Origin of the sequence: Achromobacter sp. UBA2119 (genome assembly GCF_002331005.1) — a bacterium.
Classification (GTDB): Bacteria; Pseudomonadota; Gammaproteobacteria; order Burkholderiales; family Burkholderiaceae_B; genus Achromobacter; species Achromobacter animicus.
The window spans coordinates 1-20,842 of sequence record NZ_DCYD01000012.1; the positions used below are offsets into that span (position 1 = coordinate 1).

Below are 20,842 nucleotides of genomic sequence, written 5' to 3' on the forward strand. Positions count from 1 at the left end.
GTGAGCCCCGCTTCGAAAAATCGAAGTGAAGACCGCCCAAGGTGATGCGGACCAGGCTATTGCGCTGTGGGTGTTAGGACGAAACGCGTTTCCACACAGCCTCGACCGATGGCGGTCATTGCTAATACCGCGCCTGAGTTCCATCATGATGTAGCCGGGGGCATTCGGGGACGCCTGCAAGTCGCGGAAAGTCACCAGACGCAAAGTCTAAGCCGCTGGTCGTGCCACCTCTAAGGCCAATCCCGTCGCCATTTAGACGGTCCAAGGCCAGCGATACGGTCCGGCGGTCCTCGAGGCTCAAGACTGCCATTCCTGCCCCCGCCAGCAAATCCCCCCAACAACGCTAAAATACCGCCTCGCGGCATACCGCCCGCTTTCCCGGCTTTCTTCAATCCTGCGCCTCGCGCCCTCACAACGATGAAAAAACTGACTGCTGTACTTCTTGTGTCCGCCACCGCTCTGCTCACGGCCTGCGGTCCCAGCGACAACGCGCCTGCCGCTGGCGCCCAAGCGCCGGCCACGCCCAAGAAGGTCGTCGTTGGCCTGGACGACAACTTCCCCCCGATGGGATTCCGCGACGCCAGCAACCAGATCGTCGGTTTTGACATCGACATGGCCAAGGAAGCCAGCAAGCGTCTGGGCATTGAAGTGGAATTTAAGCCGATCGACTGGAGCGCCAAGGAAGCCGAATTGAACGGCAAGCGCGTCGACGTGCTGTGGAACGGTCTGACCATTACCGAAGAGCGCAAGAAGAACATCAGCTTCACCGCGCCGTACATGGCCAACCACCAGATCATCATCGTGGGCAACACGTCGCCGGTGAAGGTCAAGAATGATCTGGCCGGCAAGGTCATCGGCGCGCAGGACGGCAGCAGTGCCACCGACGCCATCGCCAAGGATCCGGTTGCCGCGCAGATCAAGGAAGTGAAGAAGTTCGGCGACAACGTCACCGCGCTGATGGATCTGGCTGCTGGCCGTCTGGACGCCATCGTGGTGGATGAAGTGGTTGGCCGTTACCTGATCAGCAAGCGTGCGGGCGAGTACCGTGTGCTTGAAGAGAACTTCGGTACGGAAGATTACGGCGTCGGCGTGCGTAAGGACGACACCGAGTTGCTGGCCAAGCTGGATAAGACGCTGGATTCGATGAAGCAGGACGGCACCGCCGGCCGCATCGCCACCCAGTGGTTCGGCGCCAACATCATCAAGTAAGCGCAAGGGCGCCCGCGGTCTAACCGGCCGGGGCGTTTTTGACGTTGCAGTTCGCAGCCCGCCGCAGCGCCGCAAGGCCAGGCGGGCTTGCCCATGATTCTCTCTTGCCCTCGCGGCGCGAACCCACTGCATGGACTACGTACTCGCCCTTCTGGGGCCCTTGGCGGAAGGCGCGAAAGTGACCTTGACGCTGTTTTTCATCACGCTGGCGCTGGCGGTGCCGTTGGGGCTGGTGCTGGCCCTGGCTCGCATCTCGAAGTGGCCGCTGCTGAGCCGCGCGGTCAATGGCTATATCTGGCTGATGCGCGGCACGCCGTTGATGCTTCAGATGCTGTTCATCTACTTCGCGCTGCCGTTCGTGCCGGTGATCGGCATCCGGCTGCCGGATTTTCCGGCGGCGGTGGTGGCGTTTGCGCTGAACTATGCGGCGTATTTTGCCGAGATCTTCCGCGCCGGTATCCAGTCGGTGGATCGGGGGCAGTACGAGGGCAGCAAGGTGCTGGGCATGACGTACCTGCAGACCCTGCGCCGCATCGTGCTGCCGCAGATGGTGCAGCGCGTGTTGCCGCCCATGAGCAACGAGACCATTACGTTGGTCAAGGATACTTCGCTGATTTACGTGCTGGCGCTGAACGACATCCTGCGCACGGCGCGGGGCATCGTGCAGCGCGATTTCACGACCACGCCGTTCCTCGTCGCCGCTGCCTTCTATCTGTTGATGACGCTGCTCCTGACGTGGTTCTTCCAGCACATGGAAAAGCGCTATGCAAAATATGACCAATAATTCCCCGGCCGGGCTTAGCCAGCGTCCGGTCATGATCGAAGCCCGCAATATCGTCAAATCGTTCGGTTCCAATCGCGTGCTCGACAACGTGTCGCTGAACCTGGAGCAGGGCGAAGTCGTGGCGGTGATCGGCCCGTCGGGGTCTGGCAAAAGCACGTTTTTGCGCTGCTTGAATCATCTTGAGACCATCGACGAAGGCAGCATCCAGATCGAAGGCGAGACGATGGCTGCGTCCGTACCGGGTGGCCGCAGCCAGTACGCAAGCGACGGCGACGTGCGGCGCATCTGCCGCAAGATGGGCATGGTGTTTCAGTCGTTCAATCTGTTCCCGCACATGACGGTGCTGCAGAACATCATCGAAGCGCCCATTACCGTGAAGGGTATGTCGCGCGCGGAGATCGTGCCGAAGGCGGAAGAGCTGCTGCGCAAAGTGGGTCTGTCGAACAAGCGTGACAACTATCCGACGCGTCTGTCAGGCGGCCAGAAGCAGCGTGTAGCGATTGCGCGGGCGCTGGCGATGGAGCCGGACATCATGCTGTTTGACGAGCCGACGTCGGCGCTGGACCCGGAGCTGACCGGCGAAGTGCTGCGCACCATGAAGCAGCTGGCTGACGAGCGCATGACGATGCTGGTCGTGACGCATGAAATGGGGTTTGCGCGTGAAGTGGCGCACCGGGTCATTTTCATGGACGATGGCCGCATCGTCGAGGAAGCGCCGTCCGCCGAGTTCTTTGCCGCGCCTCAGCATGCGCGCAGCCGTGAGTTCCTGGCGCATATGCTCTGATCCGAGCCGCCGCCGCATACCGTGAAGCCCGCCTTGCCGCGGGCTTTTCTATATGATGCCTACCCATGCAATCCGCGCCGGTTTCCCCACTAGCTGTTTCTGACGCCCCGCCGCTGCTCAGGCTTCGAGGCCTGTACAGCGAGCGCCTGGCCCCCGTGAGTCTGGATCTGACCGCGGGTGAGTGCGCGGCTGTGGTGGGCGCGTCGGGATCGGGCAAGTCGCTGTTGTTGCGGCAGATTGCGGATCTGGATCCCGGGCATGGTGAAGCGGAACTCGATGGGCGCCGCCGGTCGGCCATGCGCGGTTTCGAATGGCGGCGTCTGGTGGTGTATTGCCAGGCCGAGGCCGGTTGGTGGGACGACCATGTGTCTGCGCACTACGCGGACCGCGCTGGCGCGATCGCCATCATGGCGCGGCTGGGATTGGCCGAGGCCAAGTTCGACGCGCTGGTTCATGAGTTGTCGACGGGCGAGCGTCAGCGGATGGGCCTCGTGCGCGCGCTGATGCAGAATCCGCGCGTGCTGCTGCTGGATGAGCCGACCGCCGCGCTGGATCAGGAGGCGACAGCGTTAGTCGAGGCGGAACTGTCACGCGTCCTGGCTGCCGGCGCTGCCATTCTGCTGGTTACGCATAGCCCGGAACAGGCCGAGCGCCTGGCGCGCCGGCGTTGGCGGATGACGCAAGGCCACTTGGAGCCGCTATGGACGTGATCAAGTTGCAGGCGCTGGATCTGGTGATCGCGTCGCTGCTGGTGCTGCTGAGCGCCGGCATTTCCTTTGCGCTGCGCCTGAATCTGCAACGGCAGGTGCTGTGGGCGGCGGTGCGCACGGTAGTGCAGTTGCTGCTGGTGGGTCAGATCCTGCGCATTGTGTTCGCCCATGCCGCGCCGTGGCTGACGGCGCTGGTGGTGGCGGTGATGATGGCGCTGGCCGCACGCGAGGTCGCGGCCCGACCCAAGGCGCGTTTGACCGGGCATGGCAATGGTTGGGTCGGGACGTTGGCGGTGGTAAGCACCACGCTCGTCACTGCGATGTTCATTTTGAACACGGCCCTGCGCCCGGACCCTTGGTTTGATCCGCGGTACACGATTGCACTGGTTGGCATCGTGCTGGGCAGCGTCTTGAATGCGGCCAGTCTGGCATTGGACGGAATGCTGTCGGGCGTGCGCCGCGAAAGGCTGGGCATCGAAGCGCGCCTGGCGCTGGGCGCGACCGTGCATCAGGCGTTTTCGGCCTTGCTGCGCGAATCGGTTCGGCGTGGCATCGTGCCCAGCATCAACCAGATGTCGGCGGCCGGGATCATCACGTTGCCGGGCATCATGACCGGGCAGATCATTGCGGGCATGGATCCGGTGGACGCGGCCAAGTATCAGATCTTGTTGATGTTTCTGCTGTGCGGCGCGAGCGGCATGGCGGCGATGGGTGCAGCTTATGGCGCGATGCGCCGTCTGACGGATGAGCGGGGGAGGCTGCGGCTGGACAGGCTGATGCCGGGAGCTGTTGCGAAACGGTAAGGTGACTTCCGAGTAAGGTCCCTGGATCTACCCAGACGGTGTCAGACACCTTGCCCGATGGCTTGCAGACCTTTACCCGCCTGGATGCTCAGGAGTTTCAAAGCTGGACCGATCGGGCGCCGCACAGAGTGCGTCAAAGTCGCGCATCGTGACTTTGTCTATCGACCCGACCCGGTAAAGCGCCGTGAGATCGTCGCGCAAAGATTCAATGAGTTTGGTCATATTCCACCTCTTGGGTAGTTCGCCGGGTTGCAACGTCATTGACGCAGGTATGTCGTCGCAGTGGCTTTTTGTGCGGCTGCAGCCTAGAGGATACGCTCGGAGGGGCAAAAGTAGTTCGGCCGGAGGGCGGTAAGGAAGTCGGATTTTGGCAACCGCAAACCGCCAAAAAAAACCGGCAGCCCTAACGGGACTGCCGGTTTTTGACATGCCCGCCAGCCAGCTAACGCCAGCCAGCAAGGGCAGGGGGCTTAGCCGATCGAGGCCAGCACCTTGTTCAGCGTGGCGCTGGGGCGCATGGCCTGGCTGGCCTTGGCTTCGTTCGGCTGGTAGTAGCCGCCGATGTCCACGGGCTTGCCTTGGGCTGCCTTAAGTTCGTCCAGGATCTTGTTCTCGCCTTCGGAGAAAGCGATCGCGGCGGGGGCGAACTGGGCGGCCAGGGCGCGGTCTTCGGTCTGGGCGGCCAGGGCTTGGGCCCAGTACATCGCCAGGTAGAAATGGCTGCCGCGGTTGTCCAGGCCGCCGACCTTGCGCTCGGGCGACTTGTTTTCGTCCAGGAACTTGGCCGTGGCCTGATCCAGCGTCTTGGCCAAGATCTGGGCGGTGGGGTTCTTGTACGTGCGGCCCAGGTGGTCGAGGGACTCGGCCAGCGCCATGAATTCGCCCAGCGAATCCCAGCGCAGGAAGCCTTCTTCCAGGAACTGTTGCACGTGCTTGGGGGCCGAACCGCCCGCGCCCGTTTCAAACAGGCCGCCGCCGGCGACCAGCGGGACGATCGACAGCATCTTGGCGCTGGTGCCCAGTTCCATGATGGGGAACAGGTCGGTCAGGTAGTCGCGCAGCACGTTGCCGGTGACCGAGATGGTGTCCAGGCCTTCGCGGATGCGCTTGACCGAGAACTTGGTGGCTTCGACGGGGTCGAGGATGCGCAGGTCCAGGCCGCTGGTGTCGTGGTCCTTGAGGTACTGCTTGACCTTGGCGATGACCTGGGCGTCGTGGGCGCGCTTTTCGTCCAGCCAGAAGACGGCGGGCGTCTTGGTGGCGCGGGCGCGGGTGACGGCCAGCTTGACCCAGTCCTGGATCGCGGCGTCCTTGGTCTGGCACATGCGCCAGAGGTCGCCGGCTTCGACGGCCTGTTCCAGCAGCACGGCGCCAGCAGCGTCGGTGACACGCACGGTGCCGGCAGCCGGGATGACGAAGGTCTTGTTGTGCGAACCGTATTCTTCAGCAGCCTGGGCCATCAGGCCGACGTTGGGCACGCTGCCCATCGTGACCGGATTGAAGGCGCCGTTGCGCTTGCAGTCGTCGATGACGGCCTGGTAGACGCCGGCGTAGCTGCGGTCCGGGATGACGGCCTTGGTGTCCTGCAGCTTGCCTTCGGCGTTCCACATCTTGCCGGAGTCGCGGATCATGGCGGGCATGGACGCGTCGACGATGACGTCGCTGGGCACGTGCAGGTTGGTGATGCCCTTGTCGGAATTCACCATGGCCAGTTGCGGCAGCGTCTTGTAGGCGGCGTCGATGTCGGCGGTGATCGCGGCCTGCTGGTCAGCGGGCAGCGACTGGATCTTGGCGTACAGGTCGCCAATGCCGTTGTTGGGGTCGAAACCGGCCTGCTTGAGGGCGTCGGCGTGCTTGGCCAGGACGTCCTTGTAGAACACGGAGACCACGTGGCCGAAAATGACGGGGTCGGAGACCTTCATCATGGTGGCCTTCAGGTGGACCGAGAACAGCACGCCGTTGGCGCGCGCATCGTCGATCTGGGCCTGCAGGAAGGACTTGAGCTTGGCGGTCGACAGCACGGCGGCGTCGATGATCTCGCCGGCCTTGACCGGGGTCTTTTCCTTCAGGACGGTCTTGGTGCCGTCAGCGGCGGTCAGTTCGATCTTGACGTCGCCGGCATCGGCGATGAGGGCCGACTTTTCGGTGCCGTAGAAGTCGCCTTCGCTCATGTGGGCAACGTGCGACTTGGAGTCGGACGTCCAGGCGCCCATTTTGTGCGGGTGCTTGCGGGCGTAGTTCTTGACCGACAGCGGGGCGCGGCGGTCGGAGTTGCCTTCGCGCAGGACCGGGTTGACGGCGCTGCCCTTGACCTTGTCGTAGCGGGCCTTGACGTCGCGCTCGGTGTCGTTGGCGGGGGCGTCCGGGTAGTCCGGCAGCTTGTAGCCTTGGTCTTGCAGTTCCTTGATGGCCGCCTTCAGTTGGGGCATCGAGGCGCTGATGTTGGGCAGCTTGATGATGTTGGCTTCGGGCTTGACCGCGAGGGCGCCCAGCTCAGCCAGGGCGTCGGACAGCTTCTGGCTGTCGTCGAGGTAATCCGGGAACAGGGCGATGATGCGGCCTGCCAGCGAAATGTCGCGGGTCTCGACCGTAATGCCTGCGGGTTTGGCGAATGCCTGGACGATGGGCAGCAGCGAACGGGTTGCCAGTGCCGGAGCTTCGTCGGTGAGGGTATAGATAATCTTCGGAGTAAGAGACATGATCCTTGAATCTGTTCGGCTCAGGCGATTAACGCGCAAACCCGAACATGCTATGCGGCGTACGCCGGTAGATGTTGTCGAGAGTGGGTTCGTATGGCGGGACGCGCAGGCAAGCCGTCCCACCAACATGACTGCCGCCCGTCCTATTGTTTGGCTGGACCGGCCGGCCGATAAATGAGCCGTATCCGGGTCCGCCTTGGAAGGTGCGACCGCCACGAACCTTCCATTGTAATACCGTGCTACGCATGGCGCCGGGAAATGGTTCTGTTTCTTGATGGCGACGCAATATGCTTATGACAGTTTTTGGGGGACGCATTGCATGGCTGGGTGGAATTTGGCTTCAAAGCTTCCGCAATCGTCGTTTGACAAAGCCGGGCGATAGGAGGAAAGTACGCCCCATGAATTTCCGCGCCGTCCGCATTTCGCTGATTATTACCATCATTCCTGGAATGGTGGGTTAGCGCGCGACCGCAACAGTCACAAGCCACCCGCCCCACGAGGCGGGTTTTTTGTGGCCGCCTCTGCCGGGCAAGCAACTCAAAGCAGAGAAACCATGTCCGATTCATCCTCCCTCGCACCCTCGGCATTCCAGGCCGGCGCCGCCACGCCGATGGAGTACTTGCGGCAGATCCTGACCGCCCGGGTATACGACATTGCCCGTGAAACCGAGCTGGATCTGGCGCGTGGGCTGTCCGCCCGGCTGGGCAACACCGTTCATTTCAAGCGAGAAGACAACCAGCCGGTGTTCTCGTTCAAGGTGCGCGGCGCCTACAACAAGATGCGCAACACGCCGCGCGCCGCGCTGGAGCGCGGAGTCATCACGGCGTCGGCGGGCAACCATGCGCAGGGCGTTGCGATTTCGGCGGCCAAGCTGGGTGTGCGGGCCATCATCGTCGTGCCGCAGACGGCGCCGCAGGTGAAAGTGGACGCGGTGCGCGCGCACGGTGGCCCGACCGTGACGGTGGTGCAGGCCGGCGATTCGTACAACGACGCTTATGCGCATGCGCAGACGCTGGCGCAGGAGCAGGGCCTGACGTTCGTGCCCGCGTTCGACGATCCCTATGTCATCGCGGGGCAGGGCACGGTGGGCATGGAGATCCTGCGCCAGCATCCCGAGCCGCTGCACGCGATTTTCGTGCCGATCGGCGGCGGCAGTCTGGCGGCGGGCGTGTCGACCTATGTAAAGGCGGTGCATCCCGGCGTGAAGGTCATCGGCGTGCAGACCGAGGATTCCTGCGCGATGGCGCAATCGCTGCGCGTGGGCGAGCGGGTCATCCTGGCCGATGTCGGCCTGTTTTCGGACGGGACGGCCGTCAAGCTGGTGGGCGAGGAAACCTTCCGTCTGTGCCGCGAGTATCTGGACGAGGTCATTCTGGTGGACACGGATGCGGTCTGCGCGGCGATCAAGGATGTGTTTCTGGATACGCGCAGCGTGCTGGAACCCGCGGGTGCGTTGGCGGTGGCGGGGTTGAAGAAGTACGTGGAGCGCGAAGGCGCGCGCGGGCAGTCGCTGGTGGCGATCACGTCGGGCGCGAACATGAATTTTGACCGCATGCGCTTTGTGGCGGACCGAGCCGAAGTGGGCGAGGCGCGCGAGGCGGTGTTCGCGGTCACCATCCCCGAAGAGCGCGGCAGCTTCCGCCGGTTCTGCCGGGTGATTGGGCAGCGCAGCGTGACGGAGTTCAATTACCGCATTGCCGATGCGCGCACAGCCCGCATCTTCGTTAGCGTGCAGATTGCGCGGCGCGGTGAAGCCGCCGAAATCCTGGCCGCGCTGCAGGCAGAGGGATTCTCGGCCTCCGACCTGACGAATAACGAGGTGTCCAAGCAGCACATCCGCTACATGGTTGGGGGACGTTCACCGCTGGCTGGTGGCGAGCGCCTTTTCCGCTTTGAGTTTCCGGAGCGGCCGGGCGCGCTGATGAAGTTCCTGTCGGCGATGGCGCCCAACTGGAACATCAGCCTGTTCCATTACCGCAATCAAGGCACTGACTTCAGCTCGGCGCTGGTGGGCATTCAGGCGCCGGTGGCCGATGATGCGGCGCTGGATGGGTTCTTGCGGCAGCTTGGGTATGCGCACGCCGAGGAAACGGATAACGAGGCTTATCGGCAGTTTCTGATTTGAACGTTTGGCTGGCCGAGCAGCGGGACTATACCGGGCTTCCAAGCGGGCGACCAACCCGCTGTGTACCCTGGTGCTAGCTGGGCTTCTAACCCGACGTCTAACTGGACGTTTCGCCACCTTTGCAGCCCGGCTTGCGCGGCAATTGCACGCCCGGCTTCAAGCGCAGCGCCGCGCGGCCCTGCGTTTGGGTCAGTTCCAGTGCGCTAGCGCGCCACGCCGGTACATCGTTGAACGCGATGGCCGGCGACGCGCTGAACGCGGCCTTTATGTCGGGCCGTTCGAACTGCAGGGCAGGCAGACCCACGCACGTGTCCTCGAAGTCCAGCCGCGCCAGCTCGCGGCCATCGCTCAGGCGGACCGCTCTAAACGCCAGCGGGGCGTCCACAAACTTGGTGACTTCGGGCACGTATTGCAGGTCGCCGTGCGCGTCTTTCACGCGGGTGGCCGGCTGCAGCACGACGACCTTCCGGCCTGGTGGAATCGCCAGATAGGCCACGTCGCCGGAGACATCCAGCAGTTTCCCTGGGCCGAGGTTCAGCGCCTTGAGCGGTGCATGGCGAATCATCACGGTTTCGTTCCAGGCCGAGTCCACGCGCGTCCAGCCAGGCAGGCGCGCGTCCTCGAACCGCGTGCCGTGGATGCTGTCGCGGTCCGGCTTGTCGGACAGCGGCAGGCGCTGCACACGTAATGAGCCGTTGACGACCTGCAGATGCGCGAGCACGGTGCCGGCGCTGGAACTGGTGAAGAACGCCAGTATTGCGTCGGTGTCCAGGACGGCGACCGGGCCGGAGCAGAAGAAAGCACGAGCGTGCCGCGCATTGCTGCCGGGATAGAGCAGCGCGCCGACGTCGGTGCCGCACAGGGTCTTGCCCTGGAAGGTGATGGTGGTGGCGCGCGTGGTCTGGCGCTGACCGGTGTTCCAGTCGCTGCGGCTGCCGGTCGCCACGTCGACGACGAGGCCGTGATTGTCGTAGACCACGGCGGCGCCGGAGGGCGCGGCGAACAGGCTGAGCAGAAACGCGAGGGCGCGGCGGCTGGGCACGACGGACTCCCTGAATGGCACAAGGGGTGACTATATACCGGTGTGTTTACGCTGGGTGTCTGACATTGATGATGAAGGCCGGTGCGCGTTCGCCCGGTGTCTGACACCCGTGTGAGATGGTCTGCACCCTGCGGGGCTGCGGCAGGGGTGTCAGACACCTACGATGCTGAGACGGGCGTCAGACACTCAGGAGGCTGAGCGATCAGCCAGCCCATCCACGTGGATCTGCGCCTGGCCTTGCGGACAATGCTCGACGCGCGCCCGCACGCGGTATACGCGGCGCAGCGTATCGGGCGTCACCACATCGCCCGGCAGCCCCTCGGCTTCGATCGCGCCAGCGTGCAGCAGCAGCGCGTGGTCAGCGTGACGCAGCGCGATGTTCAGGTCATGCAGCACCACCAACGTGATCAGGCGGTGCAGCCGCGTCTGGCGGCGCAGCACGTCCATGACGTGGAATTGATAGTTCAGGTCCAACGCCGACAAGGGTTCATCAAGCAGCAGCAGACGCGGACGCCGCACCAGTGCCTGCGCCAGCGAGGCCAGCTGCTTCTGCCCGCCGGACAGTTCGTCCAGGTGGCGGCTGGCAAGCGGCGCGATGCCCAGCTCGGTGATGACCGCCATCGCGTCTTCCATCAGCGCATGGCCCGGCTGCCCATGCCGGCCGGATCGCGCCGCTACCAGCACGGATTCGAAGACGGTCATGTGCACGCGCTTCGGCAGGGCCTGTGGCATGTACATCGCGCATTCGGCACGGCGGGCCGGGCTGGCGTTGGCCAGGTCCTCGCCGTCCAGCCAGATCGCGCCTTGCATTACCGGGTGCAAACCGGCCAGCGTCTTGAGCAGCGTCGATTTCCCGCTGCCGTTCGGCCCCAGCAGCGCGGTGACGGCGCCTTCGGGCATGGGGCCGGCGCTGGCGTTGCGCAGCACCGGCCGCCCGCCATAGCCGGCGGACAGGGCCTGGATGCGTAGCTGCGTCATCGTCAGGGTTGCAGCACCAGCGTGCCGCGCATGTGCTGCCCGTGCGCCGGGAACGAGCAGTAGTAGGTGTACGACTGGCCCGCGCGCAGGCGGCTGACGGGGAAGGTGACGGTGGCCGTTTCGCCGCCGCCCAGCATGGGCGTCTTGGCAAGGATGCGGGCGTCGCCCGGCGCCAGGAAGTCGCTGCTGGCGCCGGCCTTGATGCCGTCGACCATCACGGCATCGATGTCTTCCGTCTTGGTCAGCACCCAGTTGTGGCCCGCCTTTTCCTTGCTGTTCTTGCCCGTGTGGATCAGGCGAACGGTGAAGTCCTGGCAGGTCGCGGGCACGACGATGTGGTCCGGGCCGAATTGCTTGCCGGGACGGCCTTCGACGTCGATCGAGCAAGCGGGGTCGGCGTGGGCCGTGCCGGCGATCATCAGGGCCGCGAGCGTCAGCGTCAGGCGGAATTTCATCGGGGTGTCTCCTTGTTGCGGTTGATGCCGTCAGGCGCGCTTGAGGGCGCGCACGACGATGGTGAGAAAGAAGGGAATGCCGACCAACGAGGTCACGATGCCGACCGGGATGAGCGCGCCGGGCAGCACGGTCTTGGACGCCACGGACGCCAGCGACAGGATCAGCGCGCCGGCCAGCGCGCTGCCCGGCAGGTAGTAGCGGTGGTCTTCGCCCAAGAGCAGGCGGGCGATGTGCGGCGCGACCAGGCCGACGAAGCCGATCGTGCCGACGAACGACACGGCAAGCGCGGCCAGCGCGCTCACGCGCAGCAGGCTGACAAGCCGCAGCCGCTTGACGTCGATGCCGAAGCTGGCCGCGCGTTCCTCGCCAAGCCGCACGGCGGTGAGCTTCCAGGCGTCTCGCATGGAGAACGGAATGGCCAGGACCAGCGCCGCGGCCATGACGCCGACGGTGGTCCAGTTGGCGCGCGCCAGGCTGCCCATCGTCCAGAAGACGATGCCTTGCAGGGCCTCCTCGCTGGCGACGAACTGCAGCAGCATCACCAGCGCCTGGAACGAATACACCAGTGCGATGCCGAACAGCACTACGCCCAGCGTCGAGCCGCCGCGCCAGCGCGCCACGCGTTCCAGCACCAGCACGGACAGCAGGGTGCAGGCGAAAGCCGATACGGAAACCGTCATGCCGGCCGGCAGCGCGGGCAGATGCCAGTCCAACGTAATGGCAAGCGACGCGCCGAACGCCGCTGCGGCCGAGACGCCCAGGGTGTAGGGGCTGGCGAGCGGGTTGTCCAGCATGGTCTGCATCTCGGCGCCGCCCAGGCCCAGCGCCACGCCGACCAGCGACGCCATCAGCGCATAGGGCAAGCGGAACTGCCAGACGATGACGCGCGTACCGGTGTCTGACACCTCGGGGTGCAGCAGCGTGCGCAGCAGCTCGGGCAGGGACAGCGAAGCCGGTCCGCTGGCGATGTCGGCCAGCAGGCTGGCCACGATGGCCAGCACCAGTACAACGGTCAGCAGCAGGCGCTTGCGCACCGCGCGCCGGTACGCGGCGATGGGATCGTCAGGCACTGACGCCGCGGGCGATGCGGCGGCGGGGGCGAATCCGGTCATGGCGGACTACTTTGCAGGTGCGGCCGGAGACGTCCAGAAGGCGCCCGCGTTGTCCAGATCCAGGAACTGGCCGTACAGCGCGTCCAGCGTGCCTTGCGGATCCAGCGCGGCGGCGCGTTCGGGATACAGCCATTTCGCCATTGCCTCGATGGCGGCAACGTTATAGGGCGAGTTGTAGAACGCGTGCCAGATGCCGTAGGCGCGATGCTGCTTGACGGCGCCCAGATCGCGGATGCCGTCGCGGTCCAGCAGCGTGGCCAGGCTGTCGGCGGATACCTTTGGATCGGCGCCGGGACCGGCCAAGAGGCCCGGACGGCCGGGTTCGGAACGGCTTCCGGTGGCGATGTAGACATCCGGCTTGGCGTCGATGACGAACTCCAGGCTCACGTCGCCGATCGCGCCGGGCAGCACGGGGGCCGCGACATTGACGCCGCCCGCGGCTCCCAGCAGGTCGCCGAAGCTGCCGTTGCCGGTGGTGTGGCAGCAGGCCGGCCACACGCCCGCCAGCATCTCCACGAAGACGCGCGGCCGCTGCGCGGGCGGCACCGGTTCCACGACCTTGCGCACGCGGGCCAGGCGGTCTTCATAGAAGGCGATGTAGCTTTCCGCCTCGGCTTCGCGATCCAGCGCTTGGCCCAGGATGCGCATGCTGGGCACCGTGTTGCGCACGGGGTGCTGGCGGAAGTCGATGAAGACGATCGGGATGCCGGCTTCCTGCAACGCCGGGATCATCGGATTGTTGCGGCCCGGGCCGTGGCCGCTGACGCTGAAAATCGCCACGTCGGGCCGCAGCGAGACGATCTTTTCGGGACTGACGCTGGCTTCCGACGTCTTGCCGATCAGGGGTACGTCGGCCGCCTTGGGAAAGCGTTTGACGAGCTGGTTCCAGGAGTAGGGATCCTGTTGCTTCAGCTCTCCCTGCCAGCCGACTACACGCGCCACGGGATCGTGCCGGTCCAGCAGCGCCATCGCAAACGCGAAGCGGCCTTCGCCCAGCAGAATGCGTTTCGGGTGGTCGGGCACTGTCACGACGCGGCCGGCCAGGTCGGTGACCTCGCGGGCATGGGCGCCGGGCAGGGCGCAGATCAGGGCGGCGGCGGTCACGGCCGCACGGAAAAGGGCAATCGAACGCATGGCGAATCCTTCAGGGGCGTCGGCCGCGGGGTGCAGGTAACGCGAACCATTCTTATCGCCGGGCAGTGTCCGCCAACCCTCCTCAAGAATTCGTTAAGACGCGCAGCGGCTGTGGCAATGGCGCCGCAACGCCGCCGCGCGCCTGGCCTCGCCCCTACAATGTGAGATTGATTGTTATTCGCCGAGCGGTCCCGCCATGCGCGTTCTCGTCATCGAAGACGACCCCGACATTCTTGCCAACATCACCCATCACCTGACGCGGCGCGGCTACATCGTCGATTGCGCCGAGGACGGCCAGCGCGGCTACGCGATGGCGGCCTCCGGCGAGTTCGACCTGATCGTGCTGGATCTGATGCTGCCGCGGCTGGACGGCTACGAGCTGTGCCGCCGGCTGCGCACCGAGGCCGCGTGCAACACCCCCGTCATCATGGTCACGGCCCGCGATACGCTGGACAACCGGCTGACCGGCTTTGACGCGGGCGCTGACGATTACCTGGTCAAGCCCTTTGCGTTAGCCGAGCTGGCCGCGCGGGTCAAGGCGCTGCTGCATCGGGCCAGCGGGGCGGGCGCGGCCCGCGTGCTGCGCGTGGGCGACCTGACGCTGGACACCGGCACCTTGGCGCTAGCGCGCGCGGGCCAGCCGCTGCGCCTGCCGCCGTCTCCGCTGCAACTGCTGACCCTGCTGATGCGCGCCAGTCCGTCGGTGGTGCATCGCGCCCGGCTGGAAGAGGCGTTGTGGCGCGACTCGCCGCCTGACAGCGATAGCCTGCGCACCCACATCCACCAGATCCGCCACGTGGTCGACAAGCCCTACGACACGCCGCTGCTGCACACGGTGCACGGCATCGGCTACCAGCTGCGGGCCGCGAACGATGGTTAACCAGGGCAAACGCGCGGCGCGGCGCGGGCTGGCGCGCCATCTCGTATTGACCTATGTCGCGCTGGCGCTGCTGGTGGCGGGCCTGCTGACCTGGTTGTCGGTGTGGAGCGTCGGCAAGCTGGAGGCGCATCTTCAGCGCATCGACATGGGCATGGCGGTGGAGCGGGTGCGAGGCGATTTCCTGGCGGGCATCGACCCGGGCCGGCCCAACCGCTTCTTTCACGGCGATCCGGGAAGCAGGGCGTTTCCCGATTGGCTGCGGCCGCTGAAACCGGGCTTTCACAAGATCGAGCGCAACGATCGTGTGTGGCATGTGATGGTCGACGACTTCGAGGGCCAGCGCTACATGCTGCTGCGCGACTACACCGAATACGAGCAGAACCAGTCGGCGTCGCACTGGACCGCAGTGACGGGACTGGCGGCCAGCCTGGCGTTGGCATTCGTCCTGGGCATCCTGGCCACGCGGCGCCTGCTGCGTCCGCTCGCGCGGCTGGCCGCCCAGGTCAATGCGCGCGGCGCGCAGCCGCCGCAGACCCGGCTGGCCGAAGATTATCCGCCGGACGAGATCGGCCAGCTTGCGGCGGCCTTCGACTCGACCTACAACCAGCTCGAACAGGCGCTCAGGCGCGAGCAGCTCTTCACGGCCGACGTGGGGCACGAGTTGCGTACGCCGCTGATGGTGATCTCCAGTTCCTGCGAACTGCTGCGCGAGGAACAGACGCTGGACGCGGCGGGACAGGCGCGTCTTGCCCGCATCGAGGCGGCGGCGTCCGACATGGGCGAGCGGCTGGACACCTACCTGATGCTGGCGCGCGGCGGCGACGCGGCCGGCCTGTTTCCGCGCGAAAGCGCCACGGACACCGCGCGCGGTCAGTTGGCCGCCTGGTCGCCGGTGGCGCAGCGGCGCGGCATGCAGTTGACGCTGAACGCATCGGGTGCGCCGGAAGCGGCCTTGCTGTTTCCCGCGCCGCTGCTGCGCGCGGTGCTGTCCAACCTGATCCGCAATTCGCTTCAGTACGCTGGTCCGCAGGCCAGCATCGTCGTCACGGCAGGACCCGATTACGTTCAGGTGAACGACAACGGTCCCGGCATTCCGGTGGAACGGCAGGCTTCCATCTTCAACCCCTTCGTACGTGGCGATCAGCCGGATGACGGCAATCTGGGGCTGGGCTTGTCGCTGGTCCAGCGCATCTGCGAGCACCAGGGCTGGCGCGTGTCGCTTCAGTCGCGCCCCGGGCAGGGCAGCCAGTTCCGGGTGGACCTGGCCGGCCCCGCGCCGGCCCCTGCGGGTTAGAACGCGACGTCGGCCGTGAACAATGCCGTGCGTCCCGCGCCCGGCACCCCGTACAGCTGGAAGCCATCCAGCGAGGCCCCGATGCGGCTGTAATAGAACTTGTTGAACAGGTTGTCCACGTTCACCCCCAGCGTCACGTTCTTGTCCAACCGGTAGCGCGCCGCCACGGAATGCAGCCAGTAGGACGGCGCCTTCTCGTTGTCGCGGACCCAGACCGGATGCGTGCCGTACGGACCGGATACGGTGGAACTGTTGTTGTTCTTGCCGCCGACGTACTTGTTGTCCGTGTAGCGCCGCTTGCCCACGTACTGCGCGCCATAGCTCAGCGATAGGTCTTCCGTGGCCGCATAGGTGGCCCACAGGTTGAACGTCATGTCCGGCACGTTCTTGGCTTCTTCGCCCTGGTTCGCGCCTTTGGTGATGCGGCTCTTCATGGCGCTGACGCCGGCAAAGGCGGACCAGCGCGGCGTGATGTTGCCCGACAAGCCCAGCTCGATGCCGTCCACGCGCTTGGCGGGCAGGGCGCGCACGACGTCGGTGGCGTCGTCGCCGTATTCCCATGAGTCCGTCAGTTCCGTGCGGAAGATGGCGCCCGTCAACGACAGGTCACCGCCCGCCACGTCCCACTTCGTGCCCAGTTCCCACGTGCGGGCAAGGGCCGGCTTGTAGGTGTCGGAACCGGTGGCGCCGTAGATGTTGTTGTTGGTGGATGCGCCCATCGCCGACGGTTGCGCGGCCTGGCTGTATGACACGTAGACGCTGCCGTTCTCCACGGGCTTGTACGTCAGGCCGACGCGGCCGCTGAAGGCGCCGTCGGTGACCCGTTGCGTGGCGGCGCCCGCCGTTTGCGTGACGCGGTAGCGGTCGTAACGCAAGGCGCCTTGCAGCATCCATTGCGGGTTGAAGGTCACGGTGTCCGCGGCGTACAGGCCGGCATTGAAGACTTCGGCCTTGTTTCCCGAATCGCCCTTCAGCGTATCCACGCCGCCCATGTCCACGCCGCCGGTGTTGCGCAGGTCGAGCACGGGATTCACGGACGGGGCGCGGATCGTGCGCGCATGGTCGCCGTAGGTTTCCTTGTAGAACTCCACGCCCGTCACCACGGCATGCTTGATGCCGCCGGTATGGAAGTCGAGGTTCAGGTTGGTCTGGTTGGCCAGGATGGTGTAGCGCTTGGACGTGCCGAAGTCGTTGCCGCGCAACTGGGCGTAGGGCGAGGGATCGCGCAGCGGCGTGAAACCGCTGTACGAGGCAATGCCGTCCGCGCTCTGCACCAACGGGCCGGCGCCCACATAGCCGTACGACGTGCGCGACGTGGAATTGAAGCGCGCGGGGGCCAGCACGCCGATGCGGTCGGTCTGCTGCCAACGGCTGATGTTGGTCACGCGCGCCGCACGGGTGAAGTCATGCTCGACCTTCATCGTTGCCTGATCGGTGCGGGTCTGCTCCGTGTACAGGCCGGGGTCGCCGTACCAGGCATTGCGTGCCACGTTGGGCATGCGCCTGCCGCCCGTGCCGCGCTGGATCGGCACGCCGCCGTCGGGGATGTTGTCGTCTTCCTGATGCAGGTAGCTCACCGTGACGCGAGTGGGCGAACCCAGGCCCATTGCCAGCGAGGCCGCGACGCCAGACCGGTCAAACTCCGTCACGTCGCGCTCGGCCACGCCGTTGTGATGGCGCATGAGGTTGACGCGCAGGGCGGCGCTGTCAGACAGTTCCTGGTTCAGGTCCGCGGTGATGCGCCGGTAATGATCCGTGCCCAGTCCGCCGGACAGCTTGTAGATCGAGCCGAGTCGCGCTTCCTTGCTGGCCAGGTTGACGCTCCCGCCGACGGCCGAGATGCCGGATTCGATGGAGCCCGTGCCCTTGAAGACCTCGGCCTGTTCCAGGTTGAAGATGTCAGTGCGGCTGGACAGGCCCGCATCGCGGATGCCGTCCACGGTAATGCTTTGCTCCGCGGAAAACCCGCGGATCGTGAACATGTCGCCCCAGCCGAGGTTGCCTTCGCCCGAACTGAACGTGATGCCCGGCACGTTGCGCAGCACATCCTGCAGGCTCTTGGCCTGCTGTTCTTCGAGCACCGCGCGCGGCACGACGGTGATGCTTTGCGGGGTGTCGAGCAGCGGCTCGGTGAACTTGCCGGACTGCACGCGATCCGCCTTGAAGGGCGGGGCATCGGCCTGCACGGTGACGGGCGCCAGCAGTACGGCGTTGTCCGCGGGGGGCGTCTGGCCGTGGGCCTGCGTGGAGGCGGCGGCGCCCAGCGCCATGCCCAAGGTTTTGAGGGCGAATGGGCCCTGGGAGGGTGCTTTTTGTTGTTGCGCCATGGCGATCTTGAGTGCCTCAATGAGAATCGTTCCGGATTCTAGGGAGGCTTGTCTCAAGATCCTGTTAAGACGCTGGAACGGCGGCCGCACGGACGATCGTGCAGGTTGGCCAACCGTCGGGTGGGGTGCGAGCGCGTCGATTTGTCTTAGAATAGTAATGTTATTACATTACTATTCTGGCTTTTTTCGCGAGGCGCGCCGCCCGGCGTGCCACCAGCATTTCAAGCATCTCCCGCATTCCTCCATGGCTTCTCTCATTTCCCCTCCCGCCGCCACCCGGCTGCGGTCCATCGACGCGCTGCGCGGCCTGGTCATCGTCATCATGCTGCTCGACCACGTGCGCGAAACCTTTTTCCTGCATCACCAGGTCGGCGACCCGATGGACGTGTCCGCCACGCCGCCGGACCTGTTTTTCTCGCGCCTGCTGGCGCATGTGTGCGCGCCGGTGTTCGTGTTTTTGACGGGCCTGTCGGCCTGGCTGTATGGCGCGAAGGCGGGTGACCGCAGCGCCACGGCGGCGTTTCTGGCGAAGCGGGGCGCATTCTTGATCGCGCTCGAAGTCATCGTCGTGAACTTCGCGTGGACCTTCCAGTTTCCGCCGTCCGTCGTGTACCTGCAGGTGATCTGGGTGATCGGCCTGTCCATGCTGTCGCTGGCGGCCTTGCTGTGGTTGCCGCGCTGGGCGCTGGTCGTCGTGGGCGTGGTGCTGGTCGCTGGCCACAACGCGCTGGATGCCGTGCACTTTGCTGCCGGCCACGCGATGCACGTGCCGTGGGCGGTGCTGCATGATCGCGGCTGGATTGAAGTTAGCGACACATTGCGCTTGCGCACGTCGTACCCGTTGCTGCCGTGGATCGGCGTGATTGCGCTGGGGTATGCGGCCGGCCCGTGGTTCCGGCCGGGTTCGGACGCCACCGAGCGCCAGCGCCGTTTGTGGACGGCCGGGCTGGCGGCGGTGGCGGGCTTTGTGGTCCTGCGTGCGCTCAATGGCTACGGCCAATCGCAGAAGTGGGCAGTGCAGGATGACACGCTCCATACCATCATGAGCTTTGTGAACATCACCAAATACCCGCCGTCGCTGATGTTCCTGCTGCTGACGCTGGGATTGGGACTGTGCTTGCTGGTCCTGATTGAACGCGCGCAATCGGCGGCCTGGGTCCGCGCGTTGTGCGTGTTTGGCGCGGCGCCCATGTTCTTCTATCTGCTGCACCTGTATGTCTTGAAGGCGCTGTACCTGGGCGGCGAAGCGATCTGGGGCCTGAACCAGGGCAAATACTTCGGCGTTGATGGCATGGCGTCGGTGTGGGTGATTTCGATCCTGCTGGCCGTGGCGCTGTTCTGGCCCGTGCGCTGGTTCGGACGCCTGAAGGCCGCGCGCCGCGATATCGCGTGGCTCAAGTACCTGTGACGCGGGCGATGGCAGCACGCAAGTTTGCCGTGGGCGTCGCGGCATTGATGGCGCCATGGGCGGCTGACGCGCAGCAGAATGCGGTGACGCTGTATGGCGTCGTGGACCTGAGCATCGCGGGCTTTTCCACGCAGGAACGCGGCACGGCCATCAACATGCAGTCGGGCGTTCAGTCCGGCTCGCGCTGGGGGCTGCGCGGCAGCGAAGACCTGGGCAACGGCCTGCGCGCGAACTTCCAGCTGGAAAGCGGCTTTCTGGCCAACAACGGCAACTCGGCGCAAGGCAGACGCCTGTTCGGCCGCGCGGCGTGGGTGGGCGTGTCGGGCGGTTTCGGCGATCTGCGGCTGGGGCGGCAGACCTCGGTCTCGTCCGCCACGCTGGCGGACTACGATGCGTTCCTGGCGTCGTACCTGATCACCGGCGCGCAGACCGCGCTGCTGCCGTACAACGCCAATCGCGCCGACAACACGGTGTCGTATTGGAGTCCATCCGTGGGCGGCCTGCGTGCGGGTGTGGATGCCAGCATGGATTACGACGGCGGCGGCGGATTCAAGACCGCGTCCACCAACAAGCTGTACAGCGCCGCCGTTGTGTTTGACCAGCCGGGCTATTCGATTGCCGCCACCTACGAAGGCGCGAGCTGGGCGGACGGGACGGTGCAATCGGCCGCCATGGCGAACGCCGGGGCCGACCGCCAGCCATATGCGTACACGCTGGCGGGCCGCGCGACGGTGGACGCGTTCACGCTCTATGCCGGCTGGTCGGTGATGCGCAATGGCTCGACCATTCCGGCGGTGCCGTCACCCGGGCAGCGGGTGTACTTTCCGGGCAGCACGGTGCACGGCGTGATGGCGGGCGCGGCCTGGCGCACGGGCGCGAGCACCGTGATGGCGTCGTGGCAGGGCAGCCTGCCGGGCGGTGGGGCGCTCGAGCGCGATGGCGCCACGCATTCCCAGCAGATCAATTCGGCAGGCTACGTGTATGACCTGTCCAAGCGCACCAACGTGTACGCCATCTACGGCTATATGCGGGGCGCCTGGGACGATCCGTCTTGGCATCAGTCCCAGTACGCGGTCGGCATGCGCCACCGCTTCTGA

Annotated in this window: 18 protein-coding genes; 10 read left to right on the plus strand and 8 right to left on the minus strand. The window is 65.6% G+C overall.

From position 1 onward, the window contains the following. Window positions 1–417 precede the first annotated feature (417 nt). The 5 genes from B3098_RS11190 (at window position 418) to B3098_RS11210 (ending at window position 4,290) form a co-directional block, all read left to right on the plus strand. Complete coding sequence (locus B3098_RS11190) at window positions 418–1,209, plus strand: amino acid ABC transporter substrate-binding protein (RefSeq protein WP_056561484.1); 792 nt, start codon at window positions 418–420, stop codon at window positions 1,207–1,209. A gap of 130 nt (window positions 1,210–1,339) precedes the next feature. Continuing rightward, window positions 1,340–1,993 carry an amino acid ABC transporter permease gene (locus B3098_RS11195; RefSeq protein WP_286896083.1) on the plus strand — a complete coding sequence of 218 codons (654 nt, stop codon included), beginning with the start codon at window positions 1,340–1,342 and terminating at the stop codon, window positions 1,991–1,993. A 31-nt stretch (window positions 1,994–2,024) separates the two neighbouring features. After that, a complete protein-coding gene (locus tag B3098_RS11200; RefSeq protein ID WP_175121977.1) occupies window positions 2,025–2,777 on the plus strand; it encodes an amino acid ABC transporter ATP-binding protein in 753 nt (250 codons plus the stop codon). A gap of 65 nt (window positions 2,778–2,842) precedes the next feature. After that, entirely contained in the window at window positions 2,843–3,487 is a 645-nt protein-coding gene (locus tag B3098_RS11205; RefSeq protein ID WP_286896086.1) for an ABC transporter ATP-binding protein, read from the plus strand. Further along, window positions 3,478–4,290 (plus strand): ABC transporter permease, encoded by an 813-nt coding sequence (locus B3098_RS11210; RefSeq protein WP_279971039.1) that lies wholly within the window; start codon window positions 3,478–3,480, stop codon window positions 4,288–4,290. Before B3098_RS11205 ends, B3098_RS11210 begins: the two co-directional genes overlap by 10 nt. 72 nt (window positions 4,291–4,362) lie before the next feature. Here the strand turns inward: B3098_RS11210 and B3098_RS11215 are convergent, their stop codons facing one another. Both B3098_RS11215 and B3098_RS11220 read right to left on the minus strand, forming a co-directional pair. Then, window positions 4,363–4,512 carry a hypothetical protein gene (locus tag B3098_RS11215; protein ID WP_279971038.1) on the minus strand — a complete coding sequence of 50 codons (150 nt, stop codon included), beginning with the start codon at window positions 4,510–4,512 and terminating at the stop codon, window positions 4,363–4,365. Between the two features lie 248 nt (window positions 4,513–4,760). Beyond that, window positions 4,761–6,989 (minus strand): NADP-dependent isocitrate dehydrogenase, encoded by a 2,229-nt coding sequence (locus B3098_RS11220; RefSeq protein ID WP_175136433.1) that lies wholly within the window; start codon window positions 6,987–6,989, stop codon window positions 4,761–4,763. A gap of 553 nt (window positions 6,990–7,542) precedes the next feature. Here B3098_RS11220 and ilvA point away from each other — a divergent pair. Then, window positions 7,543–9,114 carry a threonine ammonia-lyase, biosynthetic gene (gene ilvA, locus B3098_RS11225; protein ID WP_286896093.1) on the plus strand — a complete coding sequence of 524 codons (1,572 nt, stop codon included), beginning with the start codon at window positions 7,543–7,545 and terminating at the stop codon, window positions 9,112–9,114. Between the two features lie 97 nt (window positions 9,115–9,211). Here the strand turns inward: ilvA and B3098_RS11230 are convergent, their stop codons facing one another. The 5 genes from B3098_RS11230 to B3098_RS11250 form a co-directional block, all read right to left on the minus strand. After that, window positions 9,212–10,156 (minus strand): hypothetical protein, encoded by a 945-nt coding sequence (locus tag B3098_RS11230; RefSeq protein ID WP_286896095.1) that lies wholly within the window; start codon window positions 10,154–10,156, stop codon window positions 9,212–9,214. 186 nt (window positions 10,157–10,342) lie between these two features. Next, on the minus strand, window positions 10,343–11,134 hold the full coding sequence (locus B3098_RS11235; protein WP_286896098.1) for an ABC transporter ATP-binding protein: 792 nt from the start codon (window positions 11,132–11,134) through the stop codon (window positions 10,343–10,345). A 2-nt stretch (window positions 11,135–11,136) separates the two neighbouring features. Then, a complete protein-coding gene (azu, locus tag B3098_RS11240) occupies window positions 11,137–11,589 on the minus strand; it encodes an azurin (protein ID WP_286896100.1) in 453 nt (150 codons plus the stop codon). Between the two features lie 30 nt (window positions 11,590–11,619). Continuing rightward, on the minus strand, window positions 11,620–12,702 hold the full coding sequence (locus B3098_RS11245) for a FecCD family ABC transporter permease (protein ID WP_286896104.1): 1,083 nt from the start codon (window positions 12,700–12,702) through the stop codon (window positions 11,620–11,622). A gap of 6 nt (window positions 12,703–12,708) precedes the next feature. Beyond that, window positions 12,709–13,836: an ABC transporter substrate-binding protein gene (locus B3098_RS11250; RefSeq protein ID WP_286896107.1), complete on the minus strand. Its 1,128-nt coding sequence runs from the start codon at window positions 13,834–13,836 to the stop codon at window positions 12,709–12,711. 196 nt (window positions 13,837–14,032) lie between these two features. Between B3098_RS11250 and B3098_RS11255 the strand changes: the two genes are divergently transcribed. Both B3098_RS11255 and B3098_RS11260 read left to right on the plus strand, forming a co-directional pair. Further along, window positions 14,033–14,716 (plus strand): response regulator transcription factor, encoded by a 684-nt coding sequence (locus tag B3098_RS11255; protein ID WP_175136440.1) that lies wholly within the window; start codon window positions 14,033–14,035, stop codon window positions 14,714–14,716. Then, a complete protein-coding gene (locus B3098_RS11260; RefSeq protein ID WP_286896111.1) occupies window positions 14,709–16,010 on the plus strand; it encodes a sensor histidine kinase in 1,302 nt (433 codons plus the stop codon). The genes B3098_RS11255 and B3098_RS11260 overlap by 8 nt, the downstream gene beginning before the upstream one ends. On the opposite strand, the gene B3098_RS11265 is transcribed toward B3098_RS11260, so the two are convergent. Continuing rightward, the gene (locus tag B3098_RS11265) at window positions 16,007–18,337 is read right to left on the minus strand and encodes a TonB-dependent receptor (protein WP_286896114.1); all 2,331 of its coding nucleotides are present in this window, start codon (window positions 18,335–18,337) and stop codon (window positions 16,007–16,009) included. The two genes, B3098_RS11260 and B3098_RS11265, sit on opposite strands and share 4 nt — an antisense overlap. A gap of 244 nt (window positions 18,338–18,581) precedes the next feature. Between B3098_RS11265 and B3098_RS11270 the strand changes: the two genes are divergently transcribed. Both B3098_RS11270 and B3098_RS11275 read left to right on the plus strand, forming a co-directional pair. Beyond that, window positions 18,582–19,745 carry a DUF1624 domain-containing protein gene (locus tag B3098_RS11270; RefSeq protein ID WP_286896116.1) on the plus strand — a complete coding sequence of 388 codons (1,164 nt, stop codon included), beginning with the start codon at window positions 18,582–18,584 and terminating at the stop codon, window positions 19,743–19,745. Then, complete coding sequence (locus B3098_RS11275; RefSeq protein ID WP_286896117.1) at window positions 19,727–20,842, plus strand: porin; 1,116 nt, start codon at window positions 19,727–19,729, stop codon at window positions 20,840–20,842. Before B3098_RS11270 ends, B3098_RS11275 begins: the two co-directional genes overlap by 19 nt.

Coding starts and splice junctions, on each gene's coding strand:
- B3098_RS11190 (WP_056561484.1), top strand. CDS start 418: ATGAAAAAACTGACTGCTGTACTTCTTGTGTCCGCCACCGCTCTGCTC.
- B3098_RS11195 (WP_286896083.1), top strand. CDS start 1,340: ATGGACTACGTACTCGCCCTTCTGGGGCCCTTGGCGGAAGGCGCGAAA.
- B3098_RS11200 (WP_175121977.1), top strand. CDS start 2,025: ATGATCGAAGCCCGCAATATCGTCAAATCGTTCGGTTCCAATCGCGTG.
- B3098_RS11205 (WP_286896086.1), top strand. CDS start 2,843: ATGCAATCCGCGCCGGTTTCCCCACTAGCTGTTTCTGACGCCCCGCCG.
- B3098_RS11210 (WP_279971039.1), top strand. CDS start 3,478: ATGGACGTGATCAAGTTGCAGGCGCTGGATCTGGTGATCGCGTCGCTG.
- B3098_RS11215 (WP_279971038.1), bottom strand. CDS start 4,512: ATGACCAAACTCATTGAATCTTTGCGCGACGATCTCACGGCGCTTTAC.
- B3098_RS11220 (WP_175136433.1), bottom strand. CDS start 6,989: ATGTCTCTTACTCCGAAGATTATCTATACCCTCACCGACGAAGCTCCG.
- ilvA (WP_286896093.1), top strand. CDS start 7,543: ATGTCCGATTCATCCTCCCTCGCACCCTCGGCATTCCAGGCCGGCGCC.
- B3098_RS11235 (WP_286896098.1), bottom strand. CDS start 11,134: ATGACGCAGCTACGCATCCAGGCCCTGTCCGCCGGCTATGGCGGGCGG.
- azu (WP_286896100.1), bottom strand. CDS start 11,589: ATGAAATTCCGCCTGACGCTGACGCTCGCGGCCCTGATGATCGCCGGC.
- B3098_RS11245 (WP_286896104.1), bottom strand. CDS start 12,702: ATGACCGGATTCGCCCCCGCCGCCGCATCGCCCGCGGCGTCAGTGCCT.
- B3098_RS11250 (WP_286896107.1), bottom strand. CDS start 13,836: ATGCGTTCGATTGCCCTTTTCCGTGCGGCCGTGACCGCCGCCGCCCTG.
- B3098_RS11255 (WP_175136440.1), top strand. CDS start 14,033: ATGCGCGTTCTCGTCATCGAAGACGACCCCGACATTCTTGCCAACATC.
- B3098_RS11260 (WP_286896111.1), top strand. CDS start 14,709: ATGGTTAACCAGGGCAAACGCGCGGCGCGGCGCGGGCTGGCGCGCCAT.
- B3098_RS11265 (WP_286896114.1), bottom strand. CDS start 18,337: ATGGCGCAACAACAAAAAGCACCCTCCCAGGGCCCATTCGCCCTCAAA.
- B3098_RS11270 (WP_286896116.1), top strand. CDS start 18,582: ATGGCTTCTCTCATTTCCCCTCCCGCCGCCACCCGGCTGCGGTCCATC.